The following is a 19493-nucleotide window of genomic DNA, read 5'->3' on the forward strand; positions in this document are numbered from 1 at the left end:
ATATTGTATGGAAAATGAAGTGCTAGATTGGTAAATTCAAGGAAATTGGGTGAGGTGAAAAGAGTGAATGACCCGCATAACCGTCGCTTGATCATCAGCTCCTACCGTGAGCTTGGGGAACACGAGCTCACTGGGAATCTTAGGAATGACGTGGCCTCCTTTCTGCAAAAACACCAATGTCCCAAGACTGCAGAGCATGTGCTGAAAGTGGGGGCGGAAGCCCGCAGAATTGCTGTTCTCTATGGCGCCGATCCGACCGCTGCTGAATATGCCGGGTATCTGCATGATATTAGCGCCGTTTTTCCGAATCATGTCCGCATTCAAGTAGCCCGCGAGATCGGGGTGGAAGTATTGCCTGAAGAAGAGCAATTTCCCATGATCATCCATCAGAAAATATCGGCATATATGGCCGAGGATTGGTTCAAAATTACAGAACCTGAAATCTTGAACGCTGTTGGTTGCCATACGACGTTAAGATCCAAGGCTACATTGTTAGATAAGGTACTGTTCGTCGCGGATAAGATGGAATGGGATCAAACGGGAATCCCCCCGTATTTAGAGGAGATTACGGAGCAGTTGCAAACCTCGCTGGATCATGCCGCATTTGAATATATTCAATACTTATGGAATCGGCGTGAATTGCTGAAGGTAGTCCATCCTTGGCTTCGAGACGCATATGATGAATTACGGGATTCACTAAACCATAACCTCGGCAATCCGAAATAAACGAAGTTTGGAGGCGGGTTCATTGACGCAAATTGCATTGATCTCCGACATACATGGAAACATTCCTGCCTTGGAGGCCGTTCTGAAGGATATCAAACAACGTGAAATCGAAACCATCTATTGCCTGGGTGACTTGATTGGGAAAGGTCCGCACGGAGATATCGCGGTTGATATGGTCAGAACCCATTGCCAGCAAGTCATCAAAGGGAATTGGGACGACTTTATAGGTAAGGAAACCGATGATCCGGTCCTCCAATGGCATCAGCATAGACTCGGAAGCGAGAGGCTTCAATATCTTGCCGAACTTCCGTATATCCTTGAGTTCATGATGAGCGGTAAATGGATCCGGTTGTTTCATGCATCGCCCCGCAGCGTGTACGAACGAATACAACCATGGGATGACCAGGAGAAGCTGGAAACCTTGTTTCACAGTTCCCCGCTGTGCGGAGACCCGAGAATCGCGGACGTCGCCGGTTACGCGGATATTCATAATGCATATCACCAGCATCTGGACGGGAAAACGCTGTTTAATACTGGCAGCGTCGGCAATCCCCTTGAAATGCCTGAAGCCTCCTATGTCATTTTGGACGGAATCTATGACAGCGAAGATCCGGCTCCTTTCAACATTCAATTTATTCGCGTGCCATACCCTATTGAACAAGCCGTACAGGATGCCTTGGAATCCGGCATGCCTTTCCCTGAGGACTATATTCTCGAGGTTAGAACGGGGCGGTATCAAGTAAGGAAAGACTAAGGATAATATCGATTTCTGAAGAGCCGGTTATGCCGGCTCTTTTTTTTAGAGATAAGAAAGTATAAACTTCCAAGGTTATCTCGCAAGAAAAACTTCCGCTAAATGCGGTCTGTCTACTGAGAAAGTACGTCGATAGACGTTTTTCTTATGGTAGCAATCACATGAATTACAAACCCGAATGACTTGTAAAATAATACACCTAGAAAGACCTCACGGACGATCTTGTAAGCAACGGATCATGCGTGAGGTCTTCTATTTGTATTATTGTTGGTTCTCGGAGCTATGACCAGCGTTTGGCTGCTGCTGTTTAAACACCTCGGCTGCTTCTTCTGCGGAGATTTCGGTGTCAAATTCACCTGGAATCGGCATTTTGTTCAATTTCGTGGTTTGAACTTCTGCTTTTGTCGGTTCGTTACTGTTATGGTTTTGTTGGCTCATGTTGGTGGCACCTCCTTATCAAAGCACATCTTCTGTATTTTGCCAACCATTCCCTAAAATTATGCGAAAAAACGGCATTGAAGCTTGGCATGATCCGAATAGAGCCAGCCTGATTCTATCGACAAATATTTAACTTCATATTCAACGGATGCCTGTTTCTCTGCTATCATAGGAATAATCGTTCAATGTTTGACGATAATCCGCAGTACATATGGAACGGAGAATGTACTATGAGCAAGTCTTATTCGTTCTTCCCTTTAGGGGATTCGGCTGTTCTCGTTCAATTCGAAGACATCGTGAGCGAGAAGGTGCATCGCCAGGTCACAGCTATGACGAGGCGAATGGAACAGAACCCTTTTCCAGGCTGGATCGAATGCATCCCTTCGTATACGAGCGTAGCGGTTTACTATGATTATGATAAGATCGACAAACCGGACGCATTCGATACCGTGTTTGCTTACGTCTGTTCGATGCTGGAGCAGCGGATGGAGGCGGAAGCTGGAGAGAAGACCATCACGAAATATGAGGTTGTTGACATTCCGGTTTGTTATGGGGGCGACTATGGGCCGGATCTGGACGAAGTGGCGCAGCAGAACCAACTTTCTCCCAGGGATGTCATTCGTATTCATTCCGGGCAGGATTACTTAATCTACGCGATCGGATTCGCGCCCGGCTTCCCCTATGTCGGAGGTATCCCGGAGCAGATTGCGACACCGAGGAAACAGACTCCCCGGCTGCAAATACCGGCTGGATCCGTAGGAATCGCCGGCACGCAAACCGGCATTTATCCGATCGAAACGCCGGGCGGGTGGCAGATTATCGGCCGGACGCCGCTCGCTTTATTTCGTCCCGAAGCCGAGCCTCCAACGCTGTTGAAGAGCGGGCAATATATCCGGTTTCGGCCTATTCAAGTTGAGGAATTTGAACGGTTAAGGGAAGTGGGCCTATGAGTATAACCGTACTAAAGCCGGGACTTCTTGTTACTCTTCAGGATGCGGGAAGACGGGGTTACGGCAGATACGGGATTATCACGGCAGGAGCAATGGATAATTCCGCTTATCGGATCGCCAACCGACTAGTTGGCAATGAGGATGAACAGGCCGTTCTGGAAATTACATGGTCAGGATTCGCAGTAGAATTTCATAGTGATCGGTGGGTTGCCATTACAGGCGGAGATCTATCGCCCTCGATTGAAGGCGTGAAGGTTCCTATGTGGCGTCCCGTGCTGATCAAAGCGGGCCGCGTTCTGAGCTTTCAACAGCCGGTAACGGGTTGTCGCGCTTATATGGCTGTATCGGGCGGATTTGATGTCTGCCAGGTAATGGGCAGCAGCAGTACGTATTTAAGGGCAGGAATCGGCGGATATGAAGGGAGGCCGTTGAAGAAAGGGGATACGCTGTTTGCTCATCCTTCTCAGCTTCCTCTGGTCATGTCTGAACGATACCTTGATGATTACGGCGGTTTCCTCACCGTGAATTGGGCCGTCTCTGCTGAAGGGTATCCTGGTCCAGGGCAGGAGGCGGTGATACGCGTGCTGAAAGGGCGTCAATATGATGACTTTGACGATGGCAGCAAGCAGGCGCTGTTCGAAGAACGGTTCACCGTAACTCCGCAATCGGACCGTATGGGCTACAGGTTGTCCGGTCCGCCGCTTCAACTAAGCCATGCAAAGGAATATATATCCGAGCCGGTAGCCCTTGGAACGGTACAGGTACCCGCAGATGGCCAGCCCATCATTCTAATGGCGGATCGTCAGACGCTTGGAGGTTATCCCAAATTTGCGCAAGTGGCAACCGTTGATATTTCGCTGATCGCTCAGCTGTCTCCTGGGGCAGCAATTCGTTTTGCGGGTATTTCGTTGGCAGAAGCAGAACAACTTTATAGTGCTCACGTTCGAGAGTTTCGAATGTTGGAGGCCATGATCAAGCTTAAATTAAAGGAGTGGTGAGTCAGCATGGTTCGAGTGGACCTGAACTGCGATATGGGAGAGAGCTACGGTGCTTACAAGTTAGGCAATGATACGGAGCTTCTTCGCTGTATAACTTCGGCAAACATTGCTTGCGGATTTCATGCAAGTGATCCGGCGGTCATGAGGGCAACGGTGCGTCAGGCGATCGAGAGCGGTGCCGCAATCGGCGCGCACCCTGGCTTGCCCGATCTGGCTGGCTTCGGAAGAAGAAGAATGGAGATAACGCCTGCCGAAGCTTATGATATGGTAACCTATCAGATTGGAGCCCTGATGGCTTTTGCGATACAGCAAGGGTCCGGACTGCAGCATGTAAAACCTCACGGTGCTCTGTATAATATGGCAGCAACCTCCAGACCCCTTGCGGATGCGATTGCATCGGCAATCAAGCATATTGATCCGACACTCATTCTGTATGGGTTGGCAGGCAGCGAGTTAATCGCGGCGGGTGAGACGGTAGGGCTTCGCACAGCTAGCGAAGTGTTTGCGGATCGTACCTACCAGGATGACGGCACCCTCACGCCGAGACATCTGCCGGATGCCATGATAACGGATCCCGAAGCTGCGGTTACACAAGTCGTACGGATGGTGAAAGACAGAGTGGTAGTTTCTCTGAGCGGCAAGGTGATTCCAATTACGGCAGATACCGTCTGCATTCATGGAGATGGCTCGCATGCATCGTTATTCGCCAGCACCTTGCGATCACGGCTTGAAGCAGAAGGTGTTAGCGTACAAGCGCTGCTATGATAAAAGATAGTATGCTATTTTCGTGACCCGGCAGCTTACATAAACGAGTACAGGAGATATGACCTATGTTGAAAATATTAATTTCAGGCTTTGAACCATTTGGCGGAAGCTCTATTAATCCAACGGAGAGACTGGTTGAGGAGATCAAGCACGACTCCTTCCCCGGCGCAGAGATCAGAACGCTGCTTCTTCCCGTACATTACGATGAGTGTGCGGAAATTCTGCTGCAAGAGATGAAGGCATACAAGCCCGATGCGGTCATTGCCTGCGGCGTTGCGGGTGGACGGACCGCCATTACACCGGAACGGATCGCCATTAATATCAAGGACATACCGCCGGAATCGGCGATATCGGATAATCGGGGTGCAAGACCTCAAGACGAGCCCATAGACGCTGACGGACCGGACGGACTGTTTTCAACCCTTCCCATCCGTTTGATGGTCAACCGGCTGAAGGAAGCGGAAATTCCTGCTTCGGTATCCAATACGGCCGGAACGTATATTTGCAATAATACGATGTATGCGATTTTGAACGAAATTCGTCTTCAGCAAAAATCTACCATTGGCGGCTTTGTGCATTTTCCGGCTTCGACGGAGATGGCCTTGGAGAAGCCGTCCTTGCCGACATTATCCCATGAAACGATGTTGAATGGCCTGCGGATCATCGTACAGGCAACGATGGATGAATTGAACGGACGAGCTTAATTCATGGTTACTCAGCCCTTCTGCAATGAGTATGTAGATACATGATCGAATTCATGATCAATATCCAGATAAACAATAAATCCCGTAACCCGCTATCCATGAGAACATCATGACATAGCGAGTAACGGGATTTCTTTTATTTTCTAACTTCATTTATCATGTCATTAATCGACTTCATCTTCGATCACCGGGACGCAAGGGGAGAGGAACGGATCACGTTGTTCCCGCAATTGCCCGCGTGCCAGCACCTGGACCCGGAACTCGTTGTCATAACCCTCCAGATTCTCATCATCTCTGGTATACAGAAGACCGTATGAACCGGGAGCGATTTCGCCAATCAATTGGTACAGCGCCACGATTTCGGCAGCCTCGGCTCCCTTGCGGTTCGTAAAACCTCCGACATGAAGGTAATAGGAGCCGTTAGCCGCATTTAAGGATAGCAAGCCGCTACCCCATGCAAACTCGGTCATCTTAAGCTGTATTTTCTGAATGATCGTGTCGAGCTGCCCGGCATCCGCTTCCGCAGGATTCTCCTGGATGGTAGCCCAGCCGTGAAATTCATACATGAATGTTCACTCCTTGTCGTTATAATGGATCGGTATCAATGTGGACTTCTATACCATATCTTTGGCTGTATTCATGTAATTTGTCAATAACCGATTGGGCAGGCTCCCCTTCAAAATGATAATAGACCTTCCTTCCGGTTTGCTCCGCTGCTTCAAAGGTCGCTTTCATTTGATCACGGACCTTTTTGTTAACCTGCTGCAGGGCAGGCTTGGTCTGGGCAATATATTCATCGCTAACGGCGTCGAATTCCCGCCCGATCGGGTCGGAATCAAACTTCATTCTCGATTGTCCGCCAAGTCGCTCCGCAAGCGCATCCGCGGCAGCATCCGGCTTGTTAACCTTCTGCAGCTCTCCGGAATATCTCGGCACCTCTTGCGGTGTTCCTTCAGCTTCGTCAGGTTTATCTTCATCCGGCTTCCTCGGATTCTCTTCCGGTTGTTCATTCGTACCGTCAGGCTTTCGATCATCGCGAGATCCGCCAGAGGGAGTATCCGGCTCATCGCGCGTTTTCAAACCGGCTTTCTCGGAAAGCGTATCCAGCCACCTTCTTGCACGGGGACCCAGCTTATTGGACAGCCAAGAGACCCCTTTACCTATCGGAATCCGGCTGAGGATAACGGCTAACACGGCAGCGGCTGCATTTTGTGGGGATAGCAGCTTCTTCGGGTCGCGGATGTATCCGGCAATTTCGTGTCCGCCACCGGCACCGGCAATGCCTGCACCGGTCATGGCAATACCAAGAGCGGGCCAGAAGCTGACAAACAGCAGGGAAAGGGCAAAGGCTCCCAATATGATACCCGCTTGTTCCCAGCCGCTAAGCCGATCCCACCAGTTCTGGAGTGAGTCGAACAAGCACGCGAAACAAGAGGAGTCGCCAGCTGTCATCGAAGTGCCGATACTGGACAGGATCCCGGCAGCAAGCATGAGGATGCCGATGCCTCCCAGAACGGCAGTATACTTTCTTACATTTTCCTGGATCTGATCTCTTTGGCCTGCTGCTTCGAGATTGCCATACAATATCGAATATCCAAGCTCGCGTCGTTCTCGGTAGAATCCAATCAAGTAACCGAGGCGTTTCCTGTCTGTAAAGAGAGCCCGCGTCATCTGCCAATACTCCGTTAATGGGTTGATGAGGGCCTCACCCTCCAGAACCGGAAGACGGTCACGGATTCGATGCAGATCGAAATAGTCGATGAACAACCCAGCAACCAGCAGGACCAGGAGAAGCTTTCCGTTCGGTAGCCCTCACCGGTCCATTCATGAAGAGTAAGTACCCACTCCGGCAGCCGATTCTGCCCATTCCAGGCTGCATGATTCAGGATAGCCCATAACAGAAGGAGAACCGGAAATGCATAGGCCCAGCGTGAGAGGCGTTTGGCGTACCGGAAAGCGATGCCGATTCCGAGTGCGATCATAGCACTATGTACAGGATGCGTAACATTCATCATGGTCGGAATAAAGCTTTCCTCGAAGTAGCCCGGAAATAAATCGAAGAACTCCCAATGGAGCGTTTTGCCGCCGAGAAAAGACACCCCGTAATTGCTTTGGACTAAGCGCCTCGACAGCTCCTCCATAAATTGAAAGCCAATGCCGGGGGCAGCCCCTAATACAACATAATCGCTCAGACTTAACGAAGTAGCTTTTCTTGAAAAAAATAAATACAATCCCAGAGGCAATAGCTTGTAGATTTCCTCTGACCATGTGTCGTTAGTCCGTCCTCCAAAGATCAAATGAAGTCCCTGCATGGTCCCATTGGTCAAGGGAATGACCAAAAGAATCCCTGAGAGAACAAACAAGCTGACCTGCTTCCAGGTAACGGTTTTGCTCCGGCTGAGCAGCCAAAATTGCAGCAGTACGTAGAAAGTCCACAAATATTGAACAAGCATGGTCCGCGATTCTTCAATCAGAATCAGACTTAAAACGAGCACCAGCAGGGAAAGCCAGGAAAATAAGTGATACACTTTGGCAATGAAAGGGTATCTCCCAATCCATTCCCTCCAAACCCGATATATCCCCTCGACCGTGTCTCTGATTCTCGTCCGAATGACCGCAATAGACGATGTAATGGAATCCACCCCCCGCCGAATGAACCATTAGCTTAGAACGTTTACAAAAGACAGTTTGCTATATATTTAAACAATGGGTCCTCATCGTGAAACATTTTCTTGATCAGCATATGCGGCTCGAAGCGGAGGTAGTGCTGCCTAAAAAGAAACCCCCTGATCAGCCGGCAGAATATCCGGATAACCAGGGGAGAGGAGGTAACTATTTATATTTTACGACGATGGCATTACTGACCTGCCGCCCAGGGGACGTTAAGTAAGATCCATTATAATACAAGCCGCTGGAGGCACCACCATCCAGATTCATCGCTTGGTACGCCCCAGCTTTTTTCATAATTTCCGCAAGCTGAGGAATGGTTGCTCCGCCTGTCGTTAACAAAATCAGCTTATGATCCTTCGTGATACCGAGCGCGCTTCGTGCACCGCCGCCAGTTAGAATCTTCGGATCTTTGAAGCCTTCCTTCTTGACGTCCAGGGTTACCTTGCCGTCAGTCAGTAGACGCGGACCACCTTGAAGTGCCCCTTCCAAATGCCCGGCATCATATATGGATCTGAAATCAAGTCCAGGAATCATGGTGGCCAGATTGTTGCTGTCATAGGTGAAGATCGTCCGATTATCCCCCGAAGCCTTGTGCAAAATATTGCCTTTGCTGACCAAATAGCCGTAAGGCGCTTTGTATGCGCCGGAAGTGTAGGCATCAAAGAAAGTACCGTTTATAGCCACTACGGCGTTACTACGCTTGGCTATACTGCGCAAATCCTCGACCTTCCCTGCTTTATTGCCTGCCAGAACGACGTCCAGTTCCACCTTCGGATGGAGAAGTGAAACGGTAACCACCTGTGCACTGAAGGAACGGGAGCCCACCTTGAAGGTTTTCCTAGCCGTCGTAACGGGCTTGGTTTGGCTGGATATTAATGTTCCCGATAGAACAGGGAGCGTGTTTGCTACATTCCCATCCGTGATTTTCAGGGTGGATCTATTATGGTTCCAGGATAGCTGTAAGCCCAGATGTTGGCTGACAAATTGCAGCGGTACATAGGTGGAGCCGTTCTCGGAAAATGGGGCTGCTTTAGCCTGAACCTTCTTGCCATTTACGTAGGCATTGAGGCTGCCCAGGTATAGCGTGAGAGCTGTATCTTCGCGAGTAATAGTGAGTTTTTTTTCAGCGGCTGTATACGCCACCTTTACGCCGTCATAGGTCTTGAGTACCCCAATCGAAATATAGGATTGGTTGTTCTTATCCACATAAGCCAAATTCTTGGGTGCGGATGCGGCATACAGCGGCGTTATTACCGTCAGCATGGCTAGTACAACGATTGCAATGATTCTTTTCATGTTTCCTCTCAAACTCCTCTTCTCTTTATCTGTATTGGGCAACGCAGGATTTGTGCCTATACTTTATCGGAAGATAAGGACTATTTATTTAGGACAAAAGTCCAATTCCTGTCTTGTTTTTGTAAATAAATTCCGATAACCCATTGACAATGAACCTCATCTCTTATATGGTTAATTACATGAGTAACTAACCGATGTTGCAATGAAGGTTATAAATGAAAGTTGGTGAGGTAAATGGCATTTCAGATTGATGACAGCAGACCGATATTCATGCAAATTGCCGACAAAATTGAAGACGACATCATCGAAGCCCGACTGCCTGAGGAGACACAGGTTCCATCAACGAATCAGTTTGCAGCCTTTTACCAGATCAATCCGGCAACGGCTGCCAAAGGCGTTAATCTGCTGGTGGATCAAGGGATTTTGTACAAGAAACGGGGGATTGGCATGTTTGTAGCTTCAGGGGCTCGTGAATTGCTGATGGAAAAGCGCAAGACGGAGTTTTATGAGCAATACGTTGTCGCCATGGTTAAGGAAGCGGCGAAGCTTGGGATTACCAAAGATCAATTATCGGAAATGATCCGCAGAGGGGAGCAAGACTGATGAACCAAACCGTGATTGAAGTCAAGAATTTGAGTAAGGAATATAAGGATACTACAGCCGTCGATAATGTGAGCTTTACGATAGAAGCCAACAAGATCTACGGATTGCTCGGGAGGAACGGTGCTGGCAAAACGACCATCATGCAAATGATTACTGCTCAGTTATTCGCAAGCCAGGGGGAGATTCGCGTATTTGGTGAGCATCCTTATGAAAATCAAAAGGTCATCCAGCAGGTATGTTTTATAAAGGAAGGCCAAAAGTATCCGGATCTGTTTACGGTTAGGGATGTGATGGAAACTGCAGCGAATGTATATCCGAACTGGGATGCGGAATATGCCAAGGAACTGATCGAGGTATTCCGACTGCCCATGAAACGACTCGTGAAAAGATTGTCCCGCGGCATGCTGTCGTCGGTCGGTATCATTGTCGGACTCGCCAGCCGCGCACCCATTACGATTTTTGATGAGCCTTATCTAGGTTTGGATGCCGTGGCTAGAGAGCTGTTCTATGATCAATTGATCGAGGATTACACCAATCATCCGCGTACGATTATTCTGTCCACTCATTTGATTGACGAGGTTAGCAGACTGTTAGAGCATATCATTGTGATTGATGGCGGAAAAATATTGCTGGACACGGATACAGATGAACTGCGAGGACGCACCTATAATGTAATCGGACATCAATCTGCGGTCGAGTCCTTCATTCAAGGCCGGGAAGTCATTCATCGGGAAATGTTGGGATCGACGGTCTCGGCGACGGTCATGGGAACCTCAGAAGCTGTTGTGAAACAAGAAGCTAAGCTAGCCGGCTTGGAAACGACGCCTGTATCCCTGCAACAATTAATTGTTCATCTAACGAAAAATGGAAAGGTGGCGAGCCGCTGATGAGAGGAATATCCAGTGTCTTTAAAATTCATCTAAGACATAAACTAAGTTGGTTCTACTTGCCCTGGATCACCATGACCTTCAGTTTCTTGATCAATGTGCTGATCGGTGTCTTGATTGGGGGAGAGGCATTTTATACAGGCGGCCTAGCGACGATTTATATATTCATGTTCGTTACCGCTTTGACCACGTCAGTGCAGTTGTTTCCTTTCTCCATGGGGTTTAGCATACGTCGAACGGACTTTTTCCTAGGGACATTTATCTTTATTCTATTGATCAGTATGTTCAGCTCGGCTGTGCTGGTGGTACTCGCTCAAGTGGAGCTATGGACCGGATCCTGGGGGGATATAGTAAACTTCTTCCATTTGCCGTATCTGAGTGATGGGTCATGGTTTGTCCAATTCGTTGTGAATGGCATATTACTTCTGATGTTTTCCATGATAGGTTTAGGAATCGGCACGTTTTTCTTAAGATTCAGAGGAATCCGAACGTTTATCACGGTGGCCGCCGTTATGGTCCTCATCTCGGGTTTGAGCTTGATCGCGATGCGATATGAATGGTGGGGTCCGATCTTTATATGGTTTACAAAGCAAACTGCATTCGATCTGACGCTATGGATGATTCCAATTGTGCTGATCATTGCGCTGTGTTCTCGTCAGTGGCTTCGCAAGTCAACGGTATAATAGCTGCTTAGTAACAAAGAGGTGTTCCCAAGATCATTAGATCTTGCGATGCACCTCTTTGTTGTCTGAAGAGACGCTTCGTGTACGAAACGTTCCTTTCATCGCTGTTGCTCTCAACCGAAGACGTCCGATTACTCGGACGTCTTTGGTTTGTGCTTCTGTTTGTTTAACGTCTTCGCTCCTGCAAGCGTTGTGCCCAGCGGGAACGAGAGGAGTGGGTGTTTGGATATGCCGATTTGTTGGGAGGTGTAGATGCCGGAGTGCCCGGAGAATAGGTAGCTGATCACACAGGCCATAAACATATACACCGCGCCTTCCCCACCGAACAGTTCGATTCCCATAATAAAGCAAGCAATCGGGGTGTTCGTCGCTCCGCAGAAGACAGCAATAAATCCTAATGCAGCCAGGAACGGGGCGTACAATCCGATCCATCCCGACAACGCGTTGCCCAGCGTTGCGCCGATGGCAAACAGTGGAGTTACTTCCCCACCCTGGAACCCTGCTCCGAGCGTCAGCGAGGTAAAGAGGATTTTGCCGAGAAAGGCGAGAGGCGATACCTCGCCTGTGAAGGAGGCTTCGATCAGGGGGAGCCCCAGCCCCAAATAATCGCGTGTCCCCAGCAGATAAACCAGCCCAATGATGATGACACCGCCGACAGCGCTTTTGACCATCGGATTGCGGAATAAATAGCTGTACCATCGCTTCAAGGAATGGGTTAGCTCGCTGAATAGTCGGCTTGTCAGACCAAAGAGTATCGAGACTAAAACGACCTTCATGATGACTATGAAACTCAATGCCGGAATTTCTCCGATCGGATAATGCAGATGGCTGACACCCCATAGGGAGGTGGCGGTCAGATTCCCGACCAAACTGGCTACGAATGCAGGTAATAGGGCTTGATGCGAGATCAGTCCGATGGCAAGGACTTCAAGCCCAAACAGCGATCCCGCTAGCGGCGTGCCGAAGATGGACCCGAAACCGCCGCTAATTCCGCAGATCAGCAGTATTTTTCGATCCGCCGTCGTGACGCGGATAAGCTTACCGAACCACTCCGATAAACTTCCTCCCATCTGAACGGCAGTACCCTCACGTCCTGCAGAGCCCCCAAACAGATGCGTGATTAATGTTCCGATTAGAACTAAAGGTGCCATTCGCAATGGAACGGATTCCGTACCGCCATGGATTTGTTCAAGGATGAGATTATTCCCCCTGGTACTGCTCTTGCCAAATTTGTAATAAAGGTAGCTGACCACAGCGCCTCCCAAGGGAAGGAAGAACAGCAGCCAAGGATTCTCCATGCGAAGGGAAGTTACATAGTCCAGACTGTAAAGAAAGAAGGCGGAGGCACTGCCCGTCATCAATCCAACAACACTTCCCAGAACGATCCATTTGATGAAGTAACCGGACAACAAGGCGTATGGCCATTGTTCGGTACCTTCAAACCATTTTTTAATCATGCAAATTCACCCGTTTCTATATATTCGCCGCTAAACCCTTCAATACACAAACAGACTCCTACCAGGAAAGCGACCTCTGGTAGGAGTCATTAGCTATCGAAGCGGTTATGGCGAACTCCATCGCCTCATTCAATTAGCATTTATTGTAATGGATTAGAGGTTTCTGTGTCAATGGCACAATCCATTAGGAGCGGAGCTTTTTGTTGAGCCAGAGGGGGATCGCTATTTACTGGAAAAAAGTGCTTGACTTGGGCATGGACTTTTTTCAGATTAGAAAATCAAGATGTCCATGGACGCAGGAAAGACCTTTATTTTATAGTTACAGATGATAATGAGAATCAATATCAAAGTATTGAGGGGAAAATGATGTCATCAAACACGTCCAATCCAAGTCTTACAGATTCCGAGGCCCACGTTAAACTCAAGGGGCGACCATGGGCTGCAACCCTGATTCTCACCGGAGGTGTGGCAGCGCTGGTGCTTGGCATAGCTTTATCGATATCGCTCGGAGCGGCAGAGATTGATCTGCGAAATGTATGGGAGGCGGTGTTTTTCTTTAATCCCGATGTGACGGAGCATCAGATCATACAGGAACTGCGCTTGCCGAGAGTCCTCGGTGGGGCGATGGTGGGCGCCTGCTTTGCGGTATCGGGCGCGATCATGCAGGGGATGACCCGCAATCCGCTCGCTGATTCAGGTTTGCTCGGTTTAAATGCGGGAGCGGGTTTTGCCATTGCCCTTTGCTTTTCGTTTTTTCCGGGGCTTCCTTATATGTACCTGATTCTGTTCTCGTTCCTTGGAGCAGGATTAGGTGCGGTACTCGTGTATGGGGTCAGTTCCATGGCAAAAGGCGGACTGACACCGGTACGTCTTGTTCTGGCGGGTGCTGCGCTTAGTGCGCTGTTAAGTGCGCTTAGCGAAGGCATTGCATTGTATTTTCAGGTCGGACAGGACATGGCGTTCTGGTATGCCGGCGGAACGGCGGGGATTAAGTGGGTCCATCTGAAGATTATGCTGCCGTGGATCGTCGCTGCCATATTGGGAGCTATTGCATTGTCACGCTCCATTACCATGCTCAGCCTCGGCGATGAGATCGCCCGCGGGCTCGGGCAGCGAACGGGACTTGTCAAGCTGGCCGGAACGGTGATCGTGCTGGTGCTGGCAGGGGCTGCCGTCTCGGTTGTCGGTGCGGTAGGCTTTGTCGGTCTCATGATTCCGCACGTCACGCGCAAGCTGGTCGGTGTGGATTACCGCCTCATCATTCCTTGCTCGGCCGTTCTTGGGAGCTTGCTGGTCGTCATTGCCGACCTAGCAGCAAGAATGGTGAACCCTCCTTACGAGACACCGGTGGGCGCGATCATCGCGTTGATCGGGGTGCCCTTCTTCCTCTACTTGGCACGCAAAGAAAGGAGGGAACTGTAATGGAGACCATCACAAACACCATGCATGGGCGCAAAGACAGGAAGCGCAAAATCATAACCCTGTCTGTGCTGGCTGCACTGATCGTTTTGGTATTTCTGATCAGTATGAACACGGGAGTCATTCGTTTATCGCCGCTTGAGGTCATAAAAACACTGTTTGGCAGCGGGACGGATAAGCAGGAGCTGGTGCTGTTCGAATTCCGCTTGCCGCGGATCGTCATCTCGCTGCTTATTGGGGCCGGGTTAGCGATATCGGGATGTGTGATGCAGGGAATATCCCGTAATGAACTGGCGGATCCGGGAATCTTGGGGATTAATGCAGGAGCCGGCTTGATGGTGATGCTGTTCATTTCATTTTTCCCAAGCACGACGGCGGCCCCTGTCTATCTACTGCCGGTGCTTGCATTGATTGGGGCGAGCTTAACCGCTGCATTAATATGCGTGCTGGCCTATAAGAAGAATCAGGGCTTTAAGCCGACGGGGCTGCTGTTAACAGGGATTGCTGTTGCGGCGGGCATTAGTGCGGCTATGATCGTGCTAACGCTGCGTTTGAGTCCTGAAAAATACCAGTTTGTTGCCACTTGGCTAGCGGGCAGCATTTGGGGTTCAAGCTGGAAGTTTGTATTGGCATTGCTCCCATGGATCCTTGTGTTTCTGCCCTTCGTCATGTATAAAGCGCAGGTGATGAACGTGCTCAATCTTGGAGAATCGATGGCGACTGGACTCGGTGCTTCCGTCACAAGGGAGCAGCTGAAGCTGCTGGCAGCGGCGGTTGGCTTAGCAGCCTCCTGCGTCGCGGTAAGCGGTGGAATTGGATTTGTCGGACTTATCGCGCCCCACCTGTCCAGACGCTTGGTCGGTGCGAAGCATCAGATGCTGCTGCCGGTAACGGCCTTGGTCGGTGCACTGCTGGTCATCACAGCCGACACTCTGGGACGTTGGATTATCCAACCTTCTGAGATTCCGACGGGGATCGTGGTTGCGGTGATTGGTGCTCCCTATTTCCTGTACCTGTTATCCAGGACGAGAGCGTAACAGGATAAGATCGTAACTGATCTAATATGTGCGCTTTATTAAAGGGAAGGACTTGCTCATTTCTATAATGGAATTACGGATTAAGGAGGTCCTTATGCTGCGTCGATTTTTTTCCTATTACAAGCCTTATAAAAGGCTGTTCATCCTGGATTTTTGCTGCGCTATCTTTGCGGCTTTACTTGAATTAATATTCCCGGTTGCCGTCAATCGCGTGATTGACGACTTGCTGCCTAGTGGTAACTGGAAGTGGATCTTATACGCTTGTTTGGGTCTTCTCGGCATTTATGTTGTCAGTTCCTTCTTGCATTACGTGGTCACCTATTGGGGGCATAAACTCGGCATTAATATTGAGACGGATATGCGCAAAAAGCTGTTTGATCGGGTTCAGAAGCAATCCTTCCGTTTTTTTGACAATAACAAGACGGGACATCTAGTCTCGCGGATGACAAACGACCTGATGGATATCGGGGAAATTGCCCACCACGGTCCGGAAGATCTGTTTATTGCCCTTATGACGCTTGCCGGAGCCTTGGGCATCATGCTCGGGATTAACTGGGAGCTTGCGGTGATGACGTTTGTGATTGTTCCATTGATGGTCTATTTATCGCTGTATTTCAGCGGAAAAATGTCGGCTGCGTTCAAGCGCATGTTCTCCGATATCGCCGATTACAACGCAAGGGTGGAGAACAACGTCAGCGGTATCCGCGTGGTTCAAGCCTTCTCGAATGAGGAGCATGAAATGGCTCGTTTCGCCGAGAACAACAACCGTTTCCGCGTGACAAAGCTGATTGCCTACCGCATTATGGCGTGGAACTCTTCGATTAGCTTTATCCTGATGAAATTCATCTCTCTGTTCGTTTTGGTGTGCGGTACTTGGTTCGTGATCGAAGGCCGGATGACCAACGGGGAATTTATCGCTTTTGTCATGCTGTCCAACGTCTTCCTCGGCCCGATTAAACAGATTAATGCGGTCATTGAGATGTATCCGAAGGGAATCGCCGGCTTTAAGCGTTATTTGGAGCTGCTTGAGAGCGAACTGGACGTTGCGGATACGCCTAATGCGAAGCCGGTTCACGATCTGCGGGGAGACATTGCCTTTCACGGGGTATCCTTCGGGTACGAGAACAAAGATCAAGTGCTGCAGGATGTCAGTTTGTCCATACGTGCTGGTGAAACCGTTGCGCTTGTGGGGCCGTCCGGAGCGGGCAAAACAACGTTATGTTCATTGCTGCCGCGTTTCTATGATACAGACGCTGGCCGGATTACGATTGATGGGATCGATATCCGAGACATGACGCTGCAATCCCTTCGTTCCCATATTGGCATCGTGCAGCAGGATGTATTCCTGTTTGACGGCAGCATTCGCGAAAATATTGCCTATGGCCGACTGGACGCTGCCGATAGCGACATTATGAAAGCCGTGAGCCGTGCCCAGCTTGAGGAGCTTGTCGCTTCACTTCCGGATGGGCTGGACACCTTAATTGGCGAGAGAGGTGTCAAGCTGTCCGGCGGACAGAAGCAGCGCCTGTCGATAGCCCGGATGTTCCTCAAGAACCCGCCGATTCTTATTCTGGACGAAGCGACGTCTGCATTGGATGCGGAGACCGAAGCAGCGATTCAGCAGGCGCTGGCCGAACTGTCGGAGGGACGTACGACCCTGGTGATTGCACACCGGCTTGCTACGATCAAGAATGCAGACCGCATTGTGGTTGTTGCAGACAAAGGTATCGCCGAACAAGGTATCCATGAAGATCTGCTCGCAGCGCATGGCATATACAGCCGATTACATCGAGCCCAATTCGGGGCTTAAATCCAGCTATCATTTTTTGGGAGGATATCAACATGTTCAAGTCTAAATTACGCATCATGCTCTCCGCGCTCGTTATATGTTCGATCTTTATTTCGGCATGCAGCGGGAATGGGAATACCGTGAATAATGGCGGCTCTGCCGGCGAAACAGCTGCGAGCACGGACACCCCCAAGACTGAAGCCCCAGCCCCTACGATAAGAAAGGTGGCTACGATGAACGGAGAAATCGAAATTCCGGCCGCTCCCGAGCGAATTGTAGTTGATGCCTACTTGCCAACTCTGCTGCTGCTCGGAGAAAAGCCGGTCGGCGCGACAGCGACGGATCTCGAGAACGTCCATATTCAAGACATGATTGAGGGCATAGAGAACACGGGGGAAAGCGCTCCGGAAAAGATTGTGGAATTGAACCCCGACCTGATTATCAGCGCTAACTCGGACCCGGAATTATACGAGAAATTATCCAAAATCGCACCGACGGTCATTCTCCCTTATGAAACCTATCGAGGCGTTCACGAAGAAGTGGAGGGACTCGGTGCTATACTGGGCAAAGAAACAGAAGCAAAGGAATGGCTCGCCGGTTTCGATGAAAAAATAGATGCGCTGCGCACAAAAGTGAATGGTGTGTTGGAAGAGGGGGAGACGTTCTCGATCTTTGGCGCATTCGGCAAAACCTTCTATCTGTACGGAGATGGCATTTATCGAGGAGGCTTAGCGATCTACAAGGAGCTCCAGCTAACGCCTCCGGCAACGATCCAAAAAGAATTAATTGATGCCAACGTGACTTACAAAGAGGTTTCCTTGGAAGTGCTCAAAGATTATGCAGGCGATTATATCTTCTTTGATGAGTCCAACGGTGCCGAGATGGATAAAAAGGACAAGGTGTGGACTTCGATTGAAGCGGTGAAGCAGGATCACGTGTTTTATCTCGATGCCAAACGATTCTGGCCGTTTGATCCGATTGCTGTCCTAGCTCAGGCGGAGGAAGTGACGGAAATGATCGTCAGTCAAAAAGAGAAGGAGAACGCGAAATAATCAGCGGTCTCGTGATATCGCGCGGAATGTGACGGACGACATTTGACATTGTTTTTGTTTGTATTTTTATTCTGTAATGCAATGGCAGACCCTGAATTTAAGAGGGGTTTGCCATTGGTGTTCGCGTGAACATTAGTTCAGTGGAGGAATCCGGCCGTTATGATGCGTTCGTGTGATGGAACAGTCGGAATCTCAGATGCGTGACATTCGGAGATTCGATGACAGCGGTCCAAACAAATTCGATATTCGGCGAGTGGATATGTTCGAACAATTTCTTACCGTTGCCGAGGAGGATCGGTACCAGCGTGATCAGGAGCTCATCCAGCAGTCCTGCTCCGATATATTGCTGTATCACGTTGGCGCCTCCGGCAATTTTAACGTCTTTACTCCCCGCTGCAGCTTTGGCATGTTCCAATCCGCGTTCGATTCCATCCGTAACGAAGGTATAAGTCGTGCTGCCATTCTTGATTTCTGCGGGGCGAGTTTCATGAGTCAGTATAAACACCGGCATATGAAAAGGAGGGGTATTTAGTTCCCTGTATTGACTCGTATTTACGAAAAACGTTTATTTTGGGATCAGTATAGCATTCACGATATGTCTAAATTTCATATGATTTGCTATCTTCGAAGATGTCATTAGAGAATGGTGTATATGAAAAGGGCAAGGTCCGTAGTCACGGACCTTGCCCTTGTTGTTGTATCAGGATTGCTTATCAATCAGGTCTAGCGTGCATCTGTGGTTGTGGGCTCGTCCGAGACTTTCAGTTTATCATTCAGGATACTGTCCTCAAGCACGCTGAATTTGTCCCCGTATACTTTCGTGATATGTTTTTCGCCCCATGCACAGAGCATATCCAGAATTCCGCTTAAACTCATGCCGTAATCACTTAACTCATACTCCACTTTGGGCGGCACTTGATTATGAATAATGCGATTGATCACGCCATCGTCCTCGAGCTCCCGCAGCTGCTGCGTCAACATTTTTTGGGTGATGTGCGGCATGAGACGCTTCAGCTCATTGGTTCGTTTACGGCCATGGGTCAGATGACAGAGGATCACGCATTTCCATTTGCCCCCGATCACTTCCAATGTCGCTTCGACGGCGATGTTGTATTTCTTCGTTTGCATATTCATCCTCCTATTTCTAATAGGCACTAAAAAGTATCTAGGGTACTATCAGGTACCTACATTACAAAAAAGTACGTTCTTCACACAAAAAACGATATAGATCATAATAGCATTTGCCGGCTGGATTACACCATACT

General features: G+C 49.4%; 21 protein-coding genes and 1 riboswitch. Of the genes, 13 read left to right on the forward strand and 8 right to left on the reverse strand.

The annotated features are described in order from the left end of the window. Positions 1-90: 90 nt before the first annotated feature. Together yqeK and J7E85_RS02175 are read left to right on the forward strand one after the other, a co-directional pair. A complete protein-coding gene (gene yqeK, locus J7E85_RS02170; RefSeq protein ID WP_215154623.1) occupies positions 91-726 on the forward strand; it encodes a bis(5'-nucleosyl)-tetraphosphatase (symmetrical) YqeK in 636 nt (211 codons plus the stop codon). A 22-nt stretch (positions 727-748) separates the two neighbouring features. Continuing rightward, entirely contained in the window at positions 749-1480 is a 732-nt protein-coding gene (locus J7E85_RS02175) for a metallophosphoesterase family protein (RefSeq protein ID WP_215154469.1), read from the forward strand. A gap of 261 nt (positions 1481-1741) precedes the next feature. Here J7E85_RS02175 and J7E85_RS02180 read toward each other — a convergent pair whose 3' ends face one another. Beyond that, entirely contained in the window at positions 1742-1918 is a 177-nt protein-coding gene (locus J7E85_RS02180) for a hypothetical protein (protein ID WP_213644387.1), read from the reverse strand. A gap of 230 nt (positions 1919-2148) precedes the next feature. Here J7E85_RS02180 and pxpB point away from each other — a divergent pair, with 230 nt between their 5' ends. The 4 genes from pxpB to J7E85_RS02200 all read left to right on the forward strand — a co-directional run bounded on the left by pxpB (position 2149) and on the right by J7E85_RS02200 (position 5335). Continuing rightward, positions 2149-2868, forward strand: coding sequence for a 5-oxoprolinase subunit PxpB (pxpB, locus tag J7E85_RS02185; RefSeq protein ID WP_215154471.1), 720 nt, complete (start codon positions 2149-2151; stop codon positions 2866-2868). Next, positions 2865-3866 carry a 5-oxoprolinase subunit C family protein gene (locus J7E85_RS02190; protein WP_215154473.1) on the forward strand — a complete coding sequence of 334 codons (1002 nt, stop codon included), beginning with the start codon at positions 2865-2867 and terminating at the stop codon, positions 3864-3866. The genes pxpB and J7E85_RS02190 overlap by 4 nt, the downstream gene beginning before the upstream one ends. 6 nt (positions 3867-3872) lie before the next feature. Beyond that, positions 3873-4631 carry a LamB/YcsF family protein gene (locus J7E85_RS02195; protein ID WP_215154475.1) on the forward strand — a complete coding sequence of 253 codons (759 nt, stop codon included), beginning with the start codon at positions 3873-3875 and terminating at the stop codon, positions 4629-4631. A 65-nt stretch (positions 4632-4696) separates the two neighbouring features. Continuing rightward, positions 4697-5335 carry a pyroglutamyl-peptidase I gene (locus tag J7E85_RS02200; protein WP_215154477.1) on the forward strand — a complete coding sequence of 213 codons (639 nt, stop codon included), beginning with the start codon at positions 4697-4699 and terminating at the stop codon, positions 5333-5335. Positions 5336-5499: 164 nt separating this feature from the next. Here J7E85_RS02200 and J7E85_RS02205 read toward each other — a convergent pair whose 3' ends face one another. The 4 genes from J7E85_RS02205 to J7E85_RS02215 all read right to left on the reverse strand — a co-directional run bounded on the left by J7E85_RS02205 (position 5500) and on the right by J7E85_RS02215 (position 9301). Continuing rightward, a complete protein-coding gene (locus J7E85_RS02205) occupies positions 5500-5901 on the reverse strand; it encodes an immunity 7 family protein (protein WP_215154479.1) in 402 nt (133 codons plus the stop codon). A gap of 19 nt (positions 5902-5920) precedes the next feature. Next, positions 5921-7102 carry a restriction endonuclease fold toxin gene (locus tag J7E85_RS33785; RefSeq protein WP_251035370.1) on the reverse strand — a complete coding sequence of 394 codons (1182 nt, stop codon included), beginning with the start codon at positions 7100-7102 and terminating at the stop codon, positions 5921-5923. Next, positions 7021-7977 (reverse strand): PrsW family glutamic-type intramembrane protease, encoded by a 957-nt coding sequence (locus J7E85_RS33790; protein ID WP_353049446.1) that lies wholly within the window; start codon positions 7975-7977, stop codon positions 7021-7023. Before J7E85_RS33790 ends, J7E85_RS33785 begins: the two co-directional genes overlap by 82 nt. Positions 7978-8167: 190 nt before the next feature. Next, complete coding sequence (locus J7E85_RS02215) at positions 8168-9301, reverse strand: phosphodiester glycosidase family protein (RefSeq protein WP_215154481.1); 1134 nt, start codon at positions 9299-9301, stop codon at positions 8168-8170. A 234-nt stretch (positions 9302-9535) separates the two neighbouring features. Between J7E85_RS02215 and J7E85_RS02220 the strand changes: the two genes are divergently transcribed. Genes J7E85_RS02220 through J7E85_RS02230 form a run of 3 tightly spaced genes read left to right on the forward strand, consistent with a single transcriptional unit; the run spans position 9536 to position 11474 of the window. Next, positions 9536-9904 carry a GntR family transcriptional regulator gene (locus tag J7E85_RS02220; RefSeq protein WP_009591066.1) on the forward strand — a complete coding sequence of 123 codons (369 nt, stop codon included), beginning with the start codon at positions 9536-9538 and terminating at the stop codon, positions 9902-9904. Further along, a complete protein-coding gene (locus tag J7E85_RS02225; protein ID WP_215154482.1) occupies positions 9904-10791 on the forward strand; it encodes an ABC transporter ATP-binding protein in 888 nt (295 codons plus the stop codon). Before J7E85_RS02220 ends, J7E85_RS02225 begins: the two co-directional genes overlap by 1 nt. Next, positions 10791-11474 (forward strand): LTA synthase family protein, encoded by a 684-nt coding sequence (locus tag J7E85_RS02230; RefSeq protein ID WP_215154483.1) that lies wholly within the window; start codon positions 10791-10793, stop codon positions 11472-11474. The genes J7E85_RS02225 and J7E85_RS02230 overlap by 1 nt, the downstream gene beginning before the upstream one ends. Positions 11475-11605: 131 nt before the next feature. Here the strand turns inward: J7E85_RS02230 and J7E85_RS02235 are convergent, their stop codons facing one another. Next, positions 11606-12931, reverse strand: a complete 1326-nt coding sequence (locus tag J7E85_RS02235; protein ID WP_215154484.1) for a voltage-gated chloride channel family protein — start codon at positions 12929-12931, stop codon at positions 11606-11608. A gap of 73 nt (positions 12932-13004) precedes the next feature. After that, a riboswitch (Fluoride riboswitch) is annotated at positions 13005-13065 on the reverse strand. Between the two features lie 232 nt (positions 13066-13297). Here J7E85_RS02235 and J7E85_RS02240 point away from each other — a divergent pair. The 4 genes from J7E85_RS02240 to J7E85_RS02255 all read left to right on the forward strand — a co-directional run bounded on the left by J7E85_RS02240 (position 13298) and on the right by J7E85_RS02255 (position 18228). Further along, a complete protein-coding gene (locus tag J7E85_RS02240; protein ID WP_098746336.1) occupies positions 13298-14353 on the forward strand; it encodes a FecCD family ABC transporter permease in 1056 nt (351 codons plus the stop codon). Further along, entirely contained in the window at positions 14353-15387 is a 1035-nt protein-coding gene (locus tag J7E85_RS02245) for a FecCD family ABC transporter permease (RefSeq protein WP_215154486.1), read from the forward strand. The genes J7E85_RS02240 and J7E85_RS02245 overlap by 1 nt, the downstream gene beginning before the upstream one ends. 94 nt (positions 15388-15481) lie before the next feature. After that, positions 15482-17197, forward strand: coding sequence for an ABC transporter ATP-binding protein (locus J7E85_RS02250; protein WP_215154488.1), 1716 nt, complete (start codon positions 15482-15484; stop codon positions 17195-17197). Between the two features lie 32 nt (positions 17198-17229). Continuing rightward, positions 17230-18228: an ABC transporter substrate-binding protein gene (locus J7E85_RS02255; protein ID WP_215154490.1), complete on the forward strand. Its 999-nt coding sequence runs from the start codon at positions 17230-17232 to the stop codon at positions 18226-18228. A 157-nt stretch (positions 18229-18385) separates the two neighbouring features. Here the strand turns inward: J7E85_RS02255 and J7E85_RS02260 are convergent, their stop codons facing one another. Further along, positions 18386-18739, reverse strand: coding sequence for a dihydrofolate reductase family protein (locus tag J7E85_RS02260; RefSeq protein WP_215154492.1), 354 nt, complete (start codon positions 18737-18739; stop codon positions 18386-18388). A 212-nt stretch (positions 18740-18951) separates the two neighbouring features. Next, complete coding sequence (locus J7E85_RS02265; RefSeq protein WP_215154494.1) at positions 18952-19356, reverse strand: winged helix-turn-helix transcriptional regulator; 405 nt, start codon at positions 19354-19356, stop codon at positions 18952-18954. Between the last annotated feature and the right edge of the window lie 137 nt (positions 19357-19493).

This window comes from Paenibacillus sp. ISL-20 (genome assembly GCF_018613005.1).
In the GTDB taxonomy this organism is placed as follows: Bacteria; Bacillota; Bacilli; order Paenibacillales; family Paenibacillaceae; genus Paenibacillus_AQ.